General features: G+C 42.0%; 13 protein-coding genes, 16 tRNA genes and 2 rRNA genes. 25 read left to right on the top strand and 6 right to left on the bottom strand.

All coding sequences use genetic code 11. The features are described 5' to 3' along the window. The 19 genes from B5473_RS08760 to nagB form a co-directional block, all read left to right on the top strand. Positions 1-2,826, top strand: a 23S ribosomal RNA gene (locus B5473_RS08760); the annotation flags it as partial. A gap of 120 nt (positions 2,827-2,946) precedes the next feature. After that, a 5S ribosomal RNA gene (rrf, locus tag B5473_RS08755) occupies positions 2,947-3,062 on the top strand. Between the two features lie 14 nt (positions 3,063-3,076). Further along, positions 3,077-3,152: transfer RNA gene (locus B5473_RS08750), tRNA-Asn, on the top strand. Positions 3,153-3,161: 9 nt separating this feature from the next. Further along, positions 3,162-3,253: transfer RNA gene (locus B5473_RS08745), tRNA-Ser, on the top strand. A gap of 12 nt (positions 3,254-3,265) precedes the next feature. Beyond that, positions 3,266-3,340, top strand: a tRNA-Glu gene (locus tag B5473_RS08740). A 28-nt stretch (positions 3,341-3,368) separates the two neighbouring features. Further along, positions 3,369-3,444 (top strand) — tRNA-Val (locus B5473_RS08735). A gap of 18 nt (positions 3,445-3,462) precedes the next feature. Continuing rightward, positions 3,463-3,537: transfer RNA gene (locus tag B5473_RS08730), tRNA-Met, on the top strand. A gap of 4 nt (positions 3,538-3,541) precedes the next feature. After that, positions 3,542-3,617, top strand: a tRNA-Asp gene (locus B5473_RS08725). Between the two features lie 20 nt (positions 3,618-3,637). Beyond that, positions 3,638-3,713 (top strand) — tRNA-Phe (locus tag B5473_RS08720). 7 nt (positions 3,714-3,720) lie between these two features. Then, positions 3,721-3,796: transfer RNA gene (locus B5473_RS08715), tRNA-Thr, on the top strand. A 6-nt stretch (positions 3,797-3,802) separates the two neighbouring features. Further along, a tRNA-Tyr gene (locus B5473_RS08710) sits at positions 3,803-3,886 on the top strand. A gap of 10 nt (positions 3,887-3,896) precedes the next feature. Continuing rightward, positions 3,897-3,970 (top strand) — tRNA-Trp (locus tag B5473_RS08705). A 32-nt stretch (positions 3,971-4,002) separates the two neighbouring features. Next, positions 4,003-4,078: transfer RNA gene (locus B5473_RS08700), tRNA-His, on the top strand. A 39-nt stretch (positions 4,079-4,117) separates the two neighbouring features. Continuing rightward, positions 4,118-4,193: transfer RNA gene (locus B5473_RS08695), tRNA-His, on the top strand. A gap of 23 nt (positions 4,194-4,216) precedes the next feature. Next, a tRNA-Gln gene (locus tag B5473_RS08690) sits at positions 4,217-4,291 on the top strand. Positions 4,292-4,303: 12 nt separating this feature from the next. After that, positions 4,304-4,378, top strand: a tRNA-Gly gene (locus tag B5473_RS08685). A gap of 5 nt (positions 4,379-4,383) precedes the next feature. Further along, positions 4,384-4,457: transfer RNA gene (locus tag B5473_RS08680), tRNA-Cys, on the top strand. A 44-nt stretch (positions 4,458-4,501) separates the two neighbouring features. Next, positions 4,502-4,582 (top strand) — tRNA-Leu (locus B5473_RS08675). A gap of 545 nt (positions 4,583-5,127) precedes the next feature. Further along, complete coding sequence (gene nagB, locus B5473_RS08670; protein ID WP_079524512.1) at positions 5,128-5,859, top strand: glucosamine-6-phosphate deaminase; 732 nt, start codon at positions 5,128-5,130, stop codon at positions 5,857-5,859. 32 nt (positions 5,860-5,891) lie between these two features. Here the strand turns inward: nagB and B5473_RS08665 are convergent, their stop codons facing one another. Further along, positions 5,892-6,770, bottom strand: coding sequence for a DMT family transporter (locus tag B5473_RS08665; RefSeq protein ID WP_079524511.1), 879 nt, complete (start codon positions 6,768-6,770; stop codon positions 5,892-5,894). A 128-nt stretch (positions 6,771-6,898) separates the two neighbouring features. Here B5473_RS08665 and B5473_RS08660 point away from each other — a divergent pair, with 128 nt between their 5' ends. Then, positions 6,899-7,810: a S66 peptidase family protein gene (locus B5473_RS08660; protein ID WP_079524509.1), complete on the top strand. Its 912-nt coding sequence runs from the start codon at positions 6,899-6,901 to the stop codon at positions 7,808-7,810. Positions 7,811-8,040: 230 nt separating this feature from the next. Here B5473_RS08660 and B5473_RS08655 read toward each other — a convergent pair whose 3' ends face one another. Further along, positions 8,041-8,550, bottom strand: coding sequence for a DIP1984 family protein (locus tag B5473_RS08655; RefSeq protein WP_079524508.1), 510 nt, complete (start codon positions 8,548-8,550; stop codon positions 8,041-8,043). Positions 8,551-8,563: 13 nt separating this feature from the next. After that, the gene (locus B5473_RS08650) at positions 8,564-9,253 is read right to left on the bottom strand and encodes a B3/B4 domain-containing protein (protein WP_079524507.1); all 690 of its coding nucleotides are present in this window, start codon (positions 9,251-9,253) and stop codon (positions 8,564-8,566) included. A 99-nt stretch (positions 9,254-9,352) separates the two neighbouring features. Here B5473_RS08650 and queG point away from each other — a divergent pair, with 99 nt between their 5' ends. Continuing rightward, positions 9,353-10,486 carry a tRNA epoxyqueuosine(34) reductase QueG gene (gene queG, locus B5473_RS08645; RefSeq protein ID WP_079524506.1) on the top strand — a complete coding sequence of 378 codons (1,134 nt, stop codon included), beginning with the start codon at positions 9,353-9,355 and terminating at the stop codon, positions 10,484-10,486. A gap of 17 nt (positions 10,487-10,503) precedes the next feature. After that, the gene (gene trmL / locus B5473_RS08640; RefSeq protein ID WP_079524505.1) at positions 10,504-10,977 is read left to right on the top strand and encodes a tRNA (uridine(34)/cytosine(34)/5-carboxymethylaminomethyluridine(34)-2'-O)-methyltransferase TrmL; all 474 of its coding nucleotides are present in this window, start codon (positions 10,504-10,506) and stop codon (positions 10,975-10,977) included. Positions 10,978-11,015: 38 nt separating this feature from the next. On the opposite strand, the gene B5473_RS08635 is transcribed toward trmL, so the two are convergent. Together B5473_RS08635 and B5473_RS08630 are read right to left on the bottom strand one after the other, a co-directional pair. Next, positions 11,016-11,783 carry a sporulation protein gene (locus tag B5473_RS08635; RefSeq protein ID WP_079524504.1) on the bottom strand — a complete coding sequence of 256 codons (768 nt, stop codon included), beginning with the start codon at positions 11,781-11,783 and terminating at the stop codon, positions 11,016-11,018. 108 nt (positions 11,784-11,891) lie between these two features. Further along, positions 11,892-12,779: a VOC family protein gene (locus B5473_RS08630; protein ID WP_079524503.1), complete on the bottom strand. Its 888-nt coding sequence runs from the start codon at positions 12,777-12,779 to the stop codon at positions 11,892-11,894. 369 nt (positions 12,780-13,148) lie between these two features. Here B5473_RS08630 and B5473_RS08625 point away from each other — a divergent pair, with 369 nt between their 5' ends. Next, on the top strand, positions 13,149-13,313 hold the full coding sequence (locus B5473_RS08625; RefSeq protein WP_079524502.1) for a hypothetical protein: 165 nt from the start codon (positions 13,149-13,151) through the stop codon (positions 13,311-13,313). A 45-nt stretch (positions 13,314-13,358) separates the two neighbouring features. Here the strand turns inward: B5473_RS08625 and B5473_RS08620 are convergent, their stop codons facing one another. Beyond that, positions 13,359-14,972 carry a long-chain fatty acid--CoA ligase gene (locus tag B5473_RS08620; RefSeq protein ID WP_079524501.1) on the bottom strand — a complete coding sequence of 538 codons (1,614 nt, stop codon included), beginning with the start codon at positions 14,970-14,972 and terminating at the stop codon, positions 13,359-13,361. A gap of 189 nt (positions 14,973-15,161) precedes the next feature. On the opposite strand from B5473_RS08620, the gene B5473_RS08615 reads away from it, so the two are divergent. Both B5473_RS08615 and B5473_RS08610 read left to right on the top strand, forming a co-directional pair. Next, positions 15,162-15,992: an aldo/keto reductase gene (locus tag B5473_RS08615; protein ID WP_079524500.1), complete on the top strand. Its 831-nt coding sequence runs from the start codon at positions 15,162-15,164 to the stop codon at positions 15,990-15,992. A 29-nt stretch (positions 15,993-16,021) separates the two neighbouring features. Further along, complete coding sequence (locus B5473_RS08610) at positions 16,022-16,570, top strand: acyl dehydratase (RefSeq protein ID WP_079524499.1); 549 nt, start codon at positions 16,022-16,024, stop codon at positions 16,568-16,570. The last annotated feature ends 220 nt before the right edge of the window (positions 16,571-16,790 follow it).

Raw genomic sequence — 16,790 nt, 5'->3', positions numbered from 1 at the left:
CCGGGGATTTCCGAATGGGGGAACCCACTATCTTTAATCGGATAGTATCTTCACGTGAATTCATAGCGTGTTGAAGACAGACGCAGGGAACTGAAACATCTAAGTACCTGCAGGAACAGAAAGAAAATTCGATTCCCTGAGTAGCGGCGAGCGAAACGGGAAGAGCCCAAACCAAAGAGCTTGCTCTTTGGGGTTGTAGGACACTCTATACGGAGTTACAAAAGAATGAATTAGACGAAGCGACTTGGAAAGGTCCGCGAAACGAGGTAAAAGCCCTGTAGTCAAAAGTTCATTCCCTCCAGAGTGGATCCTGAGTACGGCGGAACACGTGAAATTCCGTCGGAATCCGGGAGGACCATCTCCCAAGGCTAAATACTACCTAGTGACCGATAGTGAACCAGTACCGTGAGGGAAAGGTGAAAAGCACCCCGGAAGGGGAGTGAAATAGATCCTGAAACCGTGTGCCTACAAGTAGTTAGAGCCCGTTAATGGGTGATAGCGTGCCTTTTGTAGAATGAACCGGCGAGTTACGATTACGTGCGAGGTTAAGTTGAGAAGACGGAGCCGCAGCGAAAGCGAGTCTGAATAGGGCGAATTAGTACGTGGTCGTAGACCCGAAACCAGGTGATCTACCCATGTCCAGGGTGAAGGTGAGGTAACACTCACTGGAGGCCCGAACCCACGCACGTTGAAAAGTGCGGGGATGAGGTGTGGGTAGCGGAGAAATTCCAATCGAACCTGGAGATAGCTGGTTCTCTCCGAAATAGCTTTAGGGCTAGCCTCGTGATTGAGAATACCGGAGGTAGAGCACTGTTTGGACTAGGGGGGCATCTCGCTTTACCGAATTCAGACAAACTCCGAATGCCGGATATTTATACACGGGAGTCAGACTGCGAGTGATAAGATCCGTAGTCAAGAGGGAAACAGCCCAGACCACCAGCTAAGGTCCCCAAGTAATCGTTAAGTGGAAAAGGATGTGGCGTTGCTTAGACAACCAGGATGTTGGCTTAGAAGCAGCCATCATTTAAAGAGTGCGTAATAGCTCACTGGTCGAGTGACGCTGCGCCGAAAATGTATCGGGGCTAAACGATTCACCGAAGCTGTGGATGCATACTTTGAGTATGCGTGGTAGGAGAGCGTTCTAACAGCGTTGAAGTCAGACCGGAAGGACTGGTGGAGCGGTTAGAAGTGAGAATGCCGGTATGAGTAGCGAAACATGGGTGAGAATCCCATGCACCGTATGACTAAGGTTTCCTGAGGAAGGCTCGTCCGCTCAGGGTTAGTCGGGACCTAAGCCGAGGCCGATAGGCGTAGGCGATGGACAACAGGTTGATATTCCTGTACCACCTCCTCACCGTTTGAGAAATGGGGGGACGCAGTAGGATAGGGTAAGCACGCCGTTGGTTGCGCGTGTTCAAGCAGTAAGGCGTGTATGTAGGCAAATCCGCATACTTTAACGTTGAGCTGTGATGACGAGCTCGTATGAGCGAAGTTCCTGATTTCACACTGCCAAGAAAAGCCTCTATCGAGGTGAGAGGTGCCCGTACCGCAAACCGACACAGGTAGTCGAGGAGAGAATCCTAAGGTGTGCGAGAGAACTCTCGTTAAGGAACTCGGCAAAATGACCCCGTAACTTCGGGAGAAGGGGTGCTTCTTTGGGTGCATAGCCTAGAGAAGCCGCAGTGAATAGGCCCAGGCGACTGTTTAGCAAAAACACAGGTCTCTGCAAAACCGTAAGGTGACGTATAGGGGCTGACGCCTGCCCGGTGCTGGAAGGTTAAGAGGAGCGGTTAGCGCAAGCGAAGCTGTGAATTGAAGCCCCAGTAAACGGCGGCCGTAACTATAACGGTCCTAAGGTAGCGAAATTCCTTGTCGGGTAAGTTCCGACCCGCACGAAAGGCGTAACGATCTGGGCACTGTCTCAACGAGAGACTCGGTGAAATTATAGTACCTGTGAAGATGCAGGTTACCCGCGACAGGACGGAAAGACCCCGTGGAGCTTTACTGTAGCCTGATATTGAATTTTGGTACAACTTGTACAGGATAGGTAGGAGCCAGAGATCTCGGAGCGCCAGCTTCGAAGGAGGCGTCGGTGGGATACTACCCTGGTTGTATTGAACTTCTAACCCATGCCCCTTAGCGGGGTAGGAGACAGTGTCAGGCGGACAGTTTGACTGGGGCGGTCGCCTCCTAAAAGGTAACGGAGGCGCCCAAAGGTTCCCTCAGAATGGTTGGAAATCATTCGTAGAGTGTAAAGGCATAAGGGAGCTTGACTGCGAGACCTACAAGTCGAGCAGGGTCGAAAGACGGGCTTAGTGATCCGGTGGTTCCGCATGGAAGGGCCATCGCTCAACGGATAAAAGCTACCCCGGGGATAACAGGCTTATCTCCCCCAAGAGTCCACATCGACGGGGAGGTTTGGCACCTCGATGTCGGCTCATCGCATCCTGGGGCTGTAGTCGGTCCCAAGGGTTGGGCTGTTCGCCCATTAAAGCGGTACGCGAGCTGGGTTCAGAACGTCGTGAGACAGTTCGGTCCCTATCCGTCGTGGGCGTAGGAAATTTGAGAGGAGCTGTCCTTAGTACGAGAGGACCGGGATGGACATACCGCTGGTGTACCAGTTGTCTTGCCAAAGGCATCGCTGGGTAGCTATGTATGGACGGGATAAGTGCTGAAAGCATCTAAGCATGAAGCCCCCCTCAAGATGAGATTTCCCATTACGCAAGTAAGTAAGACCCCTGAAAGACGATCAGGTAGATAGGTTCGAGGTGGAAGTGCGGTGACGCATGCAGCTGACGAATACTAATCGGTCGAGGACTTAACCACATTTTATTGCACAACTCAATGAAACGTTTATCCAGTTTTGAAAGAATGAAATTTTATTATAGAAAATACTTGACAAATAAGAAAAGTATGATATAATGAATAATGTCTTTCGAATAATAGTCTAGTGATGATAGCAAAGAGGTCACACCCGTTCCCATACCGAACACGGAAGTTAAGCTCTTTAGCGCCGATGGTAGTTGGGGGCTTCCCCCTGTGAGAGTAGGGCGTCGCTAGGCTGTTACAGAATTATTCCGAAGTAGCTCAGTTGGTAGAGCATCCGGCTGTTAACCGGCAGGTCGCAGGTTCGAGTCCTGCCTTCGGAGCCATTAAATCTTGGAGAGTTGTCCGAGTGGCCGAAGGAGCACGATTGGAAATCGTGTATGCGGGTAACCCTGCATCAAGGGTTCAAATCCCTTACTCTCCGCCAGGCAAATTTAGAGGCCCGTTGGTCAAGTGGTTAAGACACCGCCCTTTCACGGCGGTAACACGGGTTCGAATCCCGTACGGGTCACCAAAAAGATACATAAGTAGTATCCAGCGTTGGAGGATTAGCTCAGCTGGGAGAGCACCTGCCTTACAAGCAGGGGGTCGGCGGTTCGAGCCCGTCATCCTCCACCATTAAACAAATAATATTATCGCGGGGTGGAGCAGTGGTAGCTCGTCGGGCTCATAACCCGAAGGTCGCAGGTTCAAGTCCTGCCCCCGCAACCAAAATGGTCCCGTGGTGTAGCGGTTAACATGCCTGCCTGTCACGCAGGAGATCGCCGGTTCGATCCCGGTCGGGACCGCCATTTTTAAAACATTAAATTGTGGGTTTGTAGCTCAGTTGGTAGAGCATTAGATTGAAGCTCTAAGTGTCGGCGGTTCGATTCCGTCCAAACCCACCATATTTTTGCCGGTGTAGCTCAGTTGGTAGAGCAACTGACTTGTAATCAGTAGGTCGAGGGTTCGACTCCTTTCGCCGGCACCATTACCTGGAGGGGTAGCGAAGTGGCTAAACGCGGCGGACTGTAAATCCGCTCCTTAGGGTTCGGCGGTTCGAATCCGTCCCCCTCCACCATCCTTTTGATAGGGGCATAGTTTAAAGGTAGAACTACGGTCTCCAAAACCGTCAGTGTGGGTTCGATTCCTACTGCCCCTGCCAAATAACTTAAAAATACTTAAAATAATATAGTGGCGGTTGTGGCGAAGTGGTTAACGCACCTGATTGTGGTTCAGGCATTCGTGGGTTCGATTCCCATCAGTCGCCCCATTTTTATTTAGGTTTAAGTATTAAAATTATAATATAGTGGCGGTTGTGGCGAAGTGGTTAACGCACCTGATTGTGGTTCAGGCATTCGTGGGTTCGATTCCCATCAGTCGCCCCATTATATATTAAAATTTAAATATTTGGGGTATAGCCAAGCGGTAAGGCAACGGATTTTGATTCCGTCATGCCCTGGTTCGAATCCAGGTACCCCAGCCATTTTTTTAATTTGCGGAAGTAGTTCAGTGGTAGAACACCACCTTGCCAAGGTGGGGGTCGCGAGTTCGAACCTCGTCTTCCGCTCCAAATATGGCGGCATAGCCAAGTGGTAAGGCACAGGTCTGCAACACCTTTATCACCGGTTCAAATCCGGTTGCCGCCTCCATATTTTATTAAATCGGAAAACCCGATTTTTTTTTACCTTATTTTGCCGAGTTGGTGGAATGGCAGACACGACGGACTCAAAATCCGTTGCCGCGAGGCGTGTGGGTTCAAGTCCCACACTCGGTATCAGTTCAATACAACAGATTAAAAAACCCTTAAAGCCTTTAAATTAGGCTTTGAGGGTTTTTTGCATATGCTTTCATTAATTTAATTGGAGTATAGTCTAATTTCTATTTCTTCAATACCCTCTTATAATAACGTTACAATTGTAACAACAATCCATTATTGACTTCCTTAGTCTTAAATTAAACATTATCAAGTATTAATCCATTAAGAGACTCCTTGATACGATTAAGCGAGGTATGATCCAGTTTAAGCATTATTGTAAAATGGCAGCTTTTTTGTGTGTATAAGCATAATAAAATTGTTGAAGAAAATTATTTGATTTCTCTGTTTTACTTATTTAAAGTAAGGAAAGATATGCAAATTACATATATATAAGGCTTGCTTCAGTACGTACTTTTTTTATAGGAAGTAATACGTTTTTTTCTAGCTTCTTAAAATTATTTACTATAGAATGAACATTATAATATAAAGAAGATAAAATGTAGCAATTATTATTTAGATAATAACAAATATGTATTTTAGTGAGGAAGTAGGGAATTAAATAAATGAATGTAGCAACAAATTTTAAATGGATTGAAGCGGCGAACTATGATGAGATGAGTAAAATTGCCGCAACAATTTTTATAGATCAATTAAAAAAGAATAGTGCAACGGTATTTGGAATGGCTACAGGAGGTACTCCGGAAGGCTTTTATAAAGAGCTGGTAGCAGCATACAAGGCTGGCGAGGTCTCTTTTGCACAGGCCAAGTCTTTTAACCTGGATGAGTATATCGGTATTAATCCGGCAAATGAATCGAGCTACCATTATTATATGGATCATCATCTGTTTAATCATATCGATATAAAACAAGAAAATATTAATTTACCTGCAGGCAATAAATCAAATTTAGAAAAGGCCGCTGCTGAATATGATGCGATGATTAAGGCAGCAGGAAATATTGATATTCAGCTTTTAGGAATTGGTGTGAATGGACATATCGGTTTTAATGAACCGGGAACTCCTTTCGATTTAGGTACAAATATTGTAGAGCTTGCACAGTCTACACGTGAAGCGAACCAAGTTTATTTTGATTCAATTGCTGATGTGCCGACACATGCCATTACAATGGGTATCAAAACAATTTTGAGTTCTAAAAAAATTGTATTATTAATTTCGGGTGCATCAAAACAAGAGGCCTTTGATCGTTTGCGCAGTGGGATAGTAACAGAAGACTTCCCTGCAAGCGCTCTGCACAACCATCCGGATGTTACCGTTATTTATACAGATGTTAAATAAAATAAAGGAGTGCATACAATGTGCACTCCTTTTTATTTTATTGCTGAAATAAACACCCCAGCAATAACAGCGATCCCACCGATTATTTGAGCAAGCAGGAGTTGCTCATTTAAAAACAGCACGGCAAAGATTGTAGCAAATAATGGAATGAAGTTGAGGTAGATTCCTGCTTTGTTTGCACCTAAGGAGACAACGCCAGTGTTCCAGCTTAAAAAGGCAACAATTGAAGCAATGATACCTACATAAATAATCGCCCCAATTGTCGAAGCGTTCCATACGATTGCTTGTGACGATGTAAGTTGTTCATATACTGCAAACGGGAGTAACATAATGGCACCAAATGCGATCGTCACTAAAAATGTAGAGTATCCTGGCAATTTCCCAGCGTACTTTTTAATGAGTAATGAATACACACTCCAACACACTACCGCAACTAATACGATTAAGTCCCCTTTGTTGAATGAAAATGAAAGCAGGCTTTGTAATGAACCTCCAGATATAATAAAGAGCACTCCGGCTAAAGAGAGAAACGTGCCGAGCAGTTGAAATTTTGTTAAATGTTCTTTTAAAAAGATGAAGCTCAGTATGTATATAATAATCGGTGTTGATGAATTCATTAATGATGCATTGATGGATGTTGTATAATGCAAACCGATATAAACGAGCGTATTAAACGCAGCAACTCCTGTAAGTGCTAAAACAATGACGGCACCCAAATGCTGTCTCAGTGATGGCCATTCTTTTTTCGTACGTTGGTAAGCGATAGGGAAAAACACGAGAAAGGCGACAATCCATCGTAAAAAAGCAAGAGTAATCGGAGGAATATCCCCAGAAACAGCTCGTCCAATTACAAAGTTACCGCCCCATAATAAAGTAGCCAAAATGAGCAGTAGCTGTGGTGGAAATTTCATTATTGTACATCTCCTTATATTGGAAAAATGATTTTATCTATTATAGGGACAACCCCATGGAATTTGCAATGCGCTTTACATAAAACGCTATGATACAATAGCGATAGAAGTAAAAGGAGGTCATTAACATGAAAATTCGACCAGCAAGATTACAGCATGGCGATACTGTAGGATTAGTTAATTTAAGCAGTCCGCTTAAGACAGAATCATTAGGTGATAAATTAGCGCTTTTAGAAGAGCTTGGTTTAAAATATAAGCTTGGTAATACGGTACAGGCATATGAAGGCTATTTGGCAGGTTCCGATGAGGAGCGAATTAAAGATTTCCACCAGATGATTGTTGATCCGGAAGTGAAGGCAGTCTTTTTAGTGACGGGCGGCTATGGGGTCTCAAGAATTATCGATAAAATAAGTTACCCATTAATCGAGGACAATCCGAAAATTATTTGGGGCTTTTCCGATGTGACGGCTTTACATACTCAAGTAAACGAGTTTGCAAATTTAGTGACATTCCATGGTCCGATGATGTCCAGTCCAAAAGGGGAGCTGGATACTCTTTCTAAAAACATGTTCCAACAGCTGTTCCAACCAATTGAAATTCAGTATACGGAAAGTATTTCACCTCTTACGACAGTTGTACCGGGAGTTGTACGCGGCGAATTGACAGGCGGAAATTTGAACCGTATTGTCAGTACGCTAGGAACTAAATTTGAAATTGATGTGCGCAATAAAGTTTTACTTCTTGAAGACATAGGGGAAACAATTGAACAAATTGATTTAATGCTGAACCAGCTGCGTCTTTCAAGAAAGCTGGAGCTTGCATCAGGCTTTGTTATAGCAGACTTTAATATGCCGGATGATACATACAACTATGAAGATGTATTGAAGGTAATAGAAGGGTATTTGAAGCCGTTTAACAAACCTGTGTTAGCTGGGTTTAAAATTGGCCATTGTAAACCTAATATTGCGATTCCATTAGGTGTGGATGTAATTTTGGATGCAGATGAAAAGGAATTAAGAATTTTACCGGGTGTAGAGTAAGAATTATATGTAATTAAAAGCAAAGACACCTTTTCACAAATGTGAGCAGGTGTCTTTTAATAACGAGCGAGCAAAATTACTCTATAAGTTTGTGTTAGCTTTTACTATGGTTGGTTATGAGTGAAAGGTAACATTGTAAACGGTAAAGAGTTATTGGTTTCACCAGTTGTTGGGAATGCCGAAGCATAATCGCTCGTTATTACCCAGTTTGGAGTCTCACCGCCCTAGGTTTAGAAATAATTGCTGTCATCAAATTCGATTTCAACTTGATAGTTTTTGGCATTAATTAAATTGGAAAGGCGATGTGCTTCCTTTTCAAGCTCGTTTGCACGGTTTCGATATGTCATTGGATCATACAATGCTACGCGGTAAAGCATTGCATCACCGGAGTTATGGTAAAATGCTTCTTTCTCTTCTGAACCAAGGTTTTTACAAAACTGCGCTTCTGCGCGTAATTGGCTCGCAAGTTCAATCGCCTCAACAATAGGCATTTCCTCATCTTTAAACACAATAGTATTGTCGATATTAGCCCGGTAGATCAGGGCATCAAGTTTACGTGAATCATAACGAAGCTCTTTTAACTCTGCTTCAAGCATTTCGAGTGTATAATCAGGTGTTTTCGGCTGTTCGCCTTTTTCAATAATAGCATGTGTTAATGAATGTACTTGTATTGTTCGTTCCTGGATTCTTTTCGTAATGATACTTTTCAGTTTTACTGCCTCAGCTAAGTTAATAGTCAAACGATTTCACTCCTTAAATATGAACTTTTGAATTTTCCTTTGAAAGAATATGTACTTTATATTCGCCACCGCTAATTTGTGTAAACATGTTTCCTGCACTGCTCAATAGTTCAGTTGCTTCCTTTTCACTAAGAGAAGGACGTAAATAAAAGATTTGCAGAGCATTTGTCGTAGCTTCTGTTACTGCCGTTCTTTTTGAATCAACAAAGGGGCTGCCGAATGGGCCGAGCGCATCTTTTGAATGAATGATATTCTCCAATGAATTAAAGCGTCCGTTGATCCCTTCATAGCCTGTCGACGCATTGCCTACTCCGATTTCCACGTCCCCATCTATAACATCTAAATCATATATGCCAACAGGAATCTCGTACTGCAGTGAAAAGAAGTTGTTTAAATCAACAGCCGAATGGAACGGTGCTAAATATTGCTGTTTAGCGATACGTCGCATTAAACTTTCCGCAGAGTGACGGTAACGGTTCGGATCACCGCCGAAAGCCTTCCAAAGCTGGCGCCACTCTTTAATACCAGTTCGCTCTGTCACAGGTGTTTCCTGTAATTCCAAATATAGATTTTCCTGATAAAGTTGTGTACGTCCTTTAATCATTTGAGGAGATTCTTCAACGATAATTTTGCTATAATGGATAAGGCCAATTTTTAATTGTTTATTTACTGAAAAAAGAGCTTCATTTATTGAAATATTCATGTAGAACACCTCTTACATTGTTTTTAATGGGAGAAATACTAAATTATGTAATACAAAATAAATTTATATTTATTGTATCATTTGAAAGGAGCATGTGAAATGAAAGTACATCAACTTCAAGAAGATTTAGTGAAATATGCAGCATCCATTGGTGTTGATAAAATCGGATTTACAACCGCTGCTCCGTTTCATGAATTGAAGAATCGTCTACGTCGTCAGCAACAATTAGCATACCAATCAGGCTTTGAAGAAGCAAATATAGAGCTGCGTACAGAGCCTTTAAAATTATTAGATGAAGCAGAAAGTATTATTGCGATTGCCATTGCGTATCCTTCACGCATGCAAGATGCCCCGCAAGGAAAAAAAGGGGAGCGTCGCGGCATCTTTTGCCGTGCTTCATGGGGGATTGATTATCATACAGCAGTTCGAGAACGTCTGCAGCTCATTGAAGCCTGGCTGCAGGAACGGGTGCCGAATGTAAAGGTGAAATCGATGGTCGATACCGGGGAACTGGTAGATCGTGCGGTTGCAGAACGAGCAGGAATCGGCTGGAGTGCCAAAAATTGCTCTATTATTACACCTGAATTTGGTTCGTACGTCTATTTAGGCGAAATCATCACAAATATCCCGTTTGCTCCAGATACACCGATGGAAGACGAATGTGGTGACTGTACTTTATGTATCGATGTATGTCCAACAGGAGCGATCGTTGCACCAGGGCAGCTGAATTCACAGCGTTGCATTGCCTTTTTAACTCAGACGAAAGGGTTTTTGCCGGATGAGTTTCGTGCAAAAATCGGAAACCGTTTGTACGGCTGTGATACATGCCAGACAGTGTGTCCGAAAAATAAAGGAAAGCTAAACTGGATTCATGATGAATTCACGCCGGATCCTGAAATCGCAAAACCGTTACTGCAGCCGCTTTTATCTATTTCCAATAAGGAATTTAAAGCAAAGTTTGGACATGTATCCGGCTCATGGCGTGGTAAAAAGCCGATTCAGCGCAATGCCATTTTAGCGCTTGCCCACTTTAAAGAAGAAGCGGCAATGCCTGACTTAATTCAAGTATTGCAAAAAGATGAACGGCCTGTATTAAGAGGGACGGCTGCATGGGCAATCGGAAAAATCGGAACAGACGGGGCAGAAGAAATTTTACTGGCTGCCAGAAATACAGAGCAGGATGAAGAAGTGCTGGCCGAGATTGAAAAAGGACTGGCAATGTTAAATCATTAAGAGAGAAGGATCGTAAAGTGCCAAACCATATCGTATTATATCAACCAGAAATCCCAGCAAATACAGGCAACATTGCCCGCACTTGTGCTGGAACGAATACATCATTACATTTAATCCGTCCATTGGGCTTTTCAACAGATGACAAAATGCTGAAGCGTGCTGGATTGGATTATTGGGAACACGTGAATGTCGTTTACCATGATTCTTTAGAAGATTTTATCGAGTACAGTAAAGATGGCGATGTGTATTTAATTGAGACATATAGTGATGAGCCATTTACGACACATGATTTCAGCAATACAGAGCGTGACCTATACTTTATGTTCGGAAGAGAAACGACAGGATTGCCAAAAGAATTCGCAAAAGAGCGTGCCGATATGTGTCTGCGCATCCCGCAAAGTGACCATATCCGCTCACTGAATTTATCAAACACAGCGGCAATCGTTATTTACGAAGTACTAAGACAACAAAACTACCCAGGATTAAAATAAAACAAGGCAAGAAGCGACTGATGCTTCTTGCCTTTTTATTATTTCATCTTCGTTTTAATCACTTGCTCAAGCTTTGCCTGGATATTGTCGTGTTCGGATAATGTAAGGCGGATGAAGCTTTCATCCATTTCGAATGCTTCGGATAAAAATCCTCCAAGTCCGCGGGCACGTCGGTCTACCTGCAATAAAATTTCGACTGAATTTGGTGATTGATGTAAAAAGACAACTTCAAGTTCGTCTAGATACCGGCGATACGTGTTGTTTGTCGGTGTAAACTCAAATTCCTGTACAATCGGTGTTTGGCGGCGTAAATAAGAAGGGGCTTGTTCGTTATCTACTTTACGTAACCGGAAGCCCATATTTTGAATCGCTGTTAACACGCCATTCGCAAGACGAGTTGGCTGAATCTCGATAAAGTCCTTATCTGTAGGATCTACCGCATTTTTAATGTCTAAGCCCGTTTGAATCCATACACGCGAGTTGCCCGTTGTTACCGGAACAATAGGGGGCAGGGCGAACGAAAATGGAATTTGGCGTTTTTCGTCTGCCTGAATTGTGAATGGCTCATTTAATTTGTATTTGTGCAGCACCGCGTCATCTTTAATCTTTTTATCATCAATTTCGCGGATAAAGTTTGTATAAAGAGTTAGATAGATTGCATCAATTTGCTGTTCCGTGCTACCCCCGATGATTTCTACAACACCTGAAATATTTTCATTTAATGTGTAAGTTGATTTGTGTAATTTTGTATCAACTTTTGCAGATCCTATACCAACACTTGCTAAAACTTTATTAAATAGTGACAAATGAATTCCTCCGTTATTTGTAATTAGTTATGTATACGTAGGATAGAAAAGAAAGTTTCAAAAAGAGCCCGAAAAATTTTTCGGGCTCTTGCTTTAGGTTACCGGTAATTATTCACCGTCTAATGTAAACACGATGCGTAAACCGTTTGGATCAACAGTTGAGAATAACTGAGTGCCACCGTGTGCTGGTGCTTCTGCAAAGTTTTCAACGATGAATCCGTTAGTTGTCAGGCTTTGTTTTACTTTTTCAGCATATTCCGCATCCTTTAATACGACCGTAAAGGATTTTAAACCGACCATATCGTTTGCTGGAGCATGGCCATTGTTGCTGTTCCAAGTGTTTAATCCGAAATGGTGATGGTATTTACCAGTTGATACGAACAGCGCCTGTGCACCGTAACGAGTCACAACATTATAATCCAATACATTTGTATAAAACTGCTCCGATTTGTCCAGATTTACTACGGATAAGTGTACATGCCCCATAACAGTGTCAGCAGGAAGGCCGTTCCAGTTGCCGTCTGCAGCTGCTAAAATCGGCTGGAAATTCAGCTGTTCTGTCACCATATGCACTTGTTCATCCTGATTCCAAGTCCATTCCGATTCATGACGGTCGATATAAATTTCGATTCCGTTTCCATCCGGATCGTTCAAGTAAAGCGCTTCTGAAACATCATGATCTGCAGCACCAAGACGAATATTCATGTTAACAAAATGCTGTACAATGTTTCCTAAGTCCTTGCGAGAGGGTAATAGTAATGCTAAGTGGTATAAACCTGCAAAGCCTTGTTTAAGCGGCTGTGCATTTTGTACTTCGACTAGTGATACTAAGCTTGTTTGTCCGTCTGCTGTTAAGTATGCTTCCGTTTCTGTTTGCTGTAATACTTTAAAGCCGATAACCGTTGTGTAGTATTCGATCGAACGTACTAAGTTAGAAACCTTTAATTGAACATGAGCTGGGTATAGATTAGGTTTTTTATGAAAATGTGTAGCCATAATATATGAACTCCCTTAATGGTTATTTTTTATAATCAACTTACTTTATGTAACTAATATAAAATATGTGATAATAAAAGTCAAATGAAAAAGACAATCGCTACTTGACGATTGTCCTTTACTGGAAAGCTAGTGGAATTATCTTTCTTTTGGGAATGGTTTGCTATCATAGCCAGCTGTGAAAATAGCTACTAAAAATGATATGCTGACACCAAGAATTAAAAGTAATTTCATGGAAGTATCCTCCTCATGTTTTAATTATCTCTTTTTTCAGTATAGCATAAATTATTTGAATGAATACTTTATTTATGACAGAAATCAGTCAAAATTGGAAAAAAATAATACTAAATTAATTTGGAGGGATAGCATATGAAAAGAGAAGAAATCGTTAACGGAAATATGGCTAATACTATGGATGAGCTGAAAATTCTAGGGAAACAGATGGAGAACTTACGAGATGGCGGGCAATTGGAAGAAGCGGAGCGCATTTCAGATCCGCAGCAGTTTGATGATGAAGAGGATGAAGGAAAATAAATAAATGTGCACTGAAATTTGCGTTTCAGTGCACATTTTCTTTCGTTAAATTTGAACTTTATAGTCTTTTAATTGTTCTCGTAGAGTTGCTTTTAAAAATTTGCCGACAGAAGTTTTTGGAATTTCATTTAAAAATACGACATCGTCCGGAATCCACCATTTTGCAAAGTCCAGTTCGATAGACTCGATAAGCTCTTCTTTAGATGCTGTTGCCCCTTCTTTTAAAACAACACATGCCAGCGGACGCTCTTGCCACTTCGGATGCGGAACCGCAATTACGGCAGCCTCGAAAACAGCTGGATGTGACATGAGGGCATTTTCCAGATCAACGGACGAAATCCATTCTCCACCCGATTTGATAAGGTCTTTCGTACGATCGGTAAGTTTGATATAGCCTTCTTTTGTATAGACCGCAATGTCACCTGTATAAAGCCACCCATCACGGAATGCTTCATTAGTCCGTTCATCATTGTAGTATTCAGAGGCAATCCATGGACCGCGGACACGCAGTTCACCCATTGTTTTTCCATCCCATGGAACCGGGCCATTTTCATTTACAACTTCTGTTTCAATTAGCGAAACTGTCAAACCTTGAGAAACGCGGATATTTAACTGTTCATCTTCTGTATAGTCGTTCATATCGCTTGTTAGATGCGACATACTTACAAGCGGTGAAGTTTCTGTCATACCGTAGGCGTTAATGTACGGAACACCAAGTTTTTCATTGTAAGCCTGAATTAAGCCTTTTGGTGATGCGGAGCCACCTGAAATAATTAAACGGACAGATGAAAGGTCACGTGGATTTTTTTCCTGTTCAACCAGTGCGCCAAGCCAAATTGTTGGAACACCTGCTGTAATTGTTACCTTTTCTTGTTCAACCAAGTCCAGTATTAAACTAGGTGTCATCATTGGTCCTGGTAAAACAATATTGGAGCCGAAATTCAATGCAGCAAACGGGAAGCCCCATGCATTTGCATGGAACATCGGTACAACAGGAAGGGCAGTGTCACTTTCTTTTACTGTAAAGGATTCGGCAAGGCCAAGTGCGAGGCTATGAAGCACGATGCTTCGATGTGTATAGACGACACCTTTTGGCATACCTGTCGTTGCAGAAGTGTAGCACATCCCAGCTGGCAAATTTTCATCCAGATCTGTCGGGAATTCGTAATTTTCATCCGCTTCCTGTAGAAGCTGTTCGTAGCTGTATACATTCGGGAAACTGGATTGTGGAGCGCTTAATTCATCACCTATGACGATAATATGCTTAACCGTTTTCAAGTGGCCAAGTGCAGGCTCGACTAACGGGAATAAGTCGCTATCAATCAATAAAATTTCATCTTCGGCATGATTGATAATATAAACAATATGTTCAGGGGCAAGGCGGATGTTAATCGTGTGTAAAATGGCACCGCTGCATGGAATCGCAAAATATGCTTCAAGGTGACGGTGATGATTCCAGGCAAATGTGCCGACTTTTGTACCACGCTTCATCCCGAGCTTTGTCAGGGCATCCGCTAAACGGTGCGTTCTTTTTACATAGTCATTGAATGTGATGCGATGTGTTTTAGTGGGGCTTGTACGAGAGATAATTTGTTTGTTCGGGAAGTACCGTTGTGCACGCTTTAAAAATCCAGTCAAAACTAGTTGTGTATCCATCATAGTTTTTCAGCTCCTCAACGAGAATATATTATAATATATACTCCTGAAGCAGGAAGATTATTCTGTAAATAGTAATATACTAGAGAATAAGTTTACAAGACTGTATGTATTAACAAATAATAGCAATTAGTAAACGATAAATAATTAGAATGTTATAATAAACACAATCAAATGTAAGAGGTGAACAAGATGAATTTACAATCAACGAAAAAGTTAATGAATGGTGTAGAAATGCCTTATTTAGGTTTAGGAGTTTATAAAATGACGGACCGTGATGAAACACTTCAGGCGATTGAAACAGCGCTTGATTTAGGCTACCGTGCAATCGACACGGCCGCGCTTTATTACAATGAAGAAGAAGTAGGGGAAGCAGTTCGCCATTCTTCTGTACCGCGCGAGGACATCTTTGTTACGACAAAAGTTTGGAACAGCGACCAAGGGTATGACAATACTTTGCGTGCATTTGAAACATCACTGAAAAAGCTTGATATGGATTATGTGGATCTTTATTTAACACATTGGCCGGTTGAGGATAAATATGTAGATACGTTCCGTGCAATTGAGCGCTTGTATGATGAGAAGCTTATCCGTGTACCTGGGGTATCCAATCATCATGAACATCATTTGAAAAAAATTATGGCAACTTGCAATGTCGCGCCAATGGTCAACCAAATCGAAGCCCATCCGTATTTGTCCCAAGAAACGCTGCGCACATTTTGTGAACAGCAGCGGATCGCGGTAACGGCGTGGTCACCGCTAGGCCGTGGAAATGTTTTAAACGACGAAACGATTATTCGTATTGCAAATGAATATAATGTATCACCAGCTCAAATCATCTTACGTTGGCATTTACAAAATGATGTCATCATCATTCCGAAATCTGTTACAGCTTCACGTATTAAAGAAAATATTGAACTATATCATTTCGAATTAACAAATGAAACAATGCAGCAGTTAAATGCATTGAATCGCAATGAACGTTTCGGGAAGGATCCGGATAATTTCCATTTTGATTTCTAACATCGTTTTAACTTAGGGGGAGTGAAACTGTGTTTAAAAAATTTTCACCGAGTTTGTTTTTCTCAATGTCAGCAGTAACGATTGTAGTTGTTGCACCTTTTATTATGATTTTCCATCCGATTTTTCAGAATGAATTTTTTCAGTATAATAAGTCGGCCGCCACATTTATTCCAAACCCGATTAATTTAAGACTTGTACTTGTAACAGGTTTTGTTTTAATTGTGATGTTTTGGCTTTTAGCGTACAGGCGTAATATGAAAGTTTATTTAATCGGAATGTTACTCTTTATATTGAGTATTGGCATTGGTTATTTATCGACTCAAAATTATTTATTGATTAGCCAGGAACAATTGGAACGACACTATTTATTTGAGGAACAACAATATCGGTGGGAAGAACTCGATGAAGTTGTTTATGAATATGTTGTAGGCAGTAACAAGGGAGACATCACATTTACAACAAAAACAGGGGATCAGTTTGTAATTAAAGAAAAAGAATTACACTCAACTGGTAGAAGCTTAATTTATCAACTTTCGAGAGCGAATGAAGTAACCTATATTGAGCGTGAAAAAAGATAAGAAAAGAGGTTGGGACAAAACCCTCCTCAATAAAAAGCCGTTCAAATTTTACGATGAGTAAAATTGAACGGCTTTATTATTTTGTGTCTACTATGTAGCCGTTGTTCTCCGTTACGGCGGACGCTTTCCTGGGGGCACGGATCGAGCCTTTAGTCTCTCCCACGTGCTTGTCCCCTGGGAGTCGCCGCCTTCACTCCGAACAACTAATTTTTCTTCTATA

Origin of the sequence: Solibacillus isronensis (assembly GCF_900168685.1) — a bacterium.
GTDB classification, from domain to species: domain Bacteria; phylum Bacillota; class Bacilli; order Bacillales_A; family Planococcaceae; genus Solibacillus; species Solibacillus isronensis_A.
The sequence above is the reverse complement of the archived record's forward strand: the minus strand, read 5'-3'. Positions and strand labels throughout refer to the sequence as shown.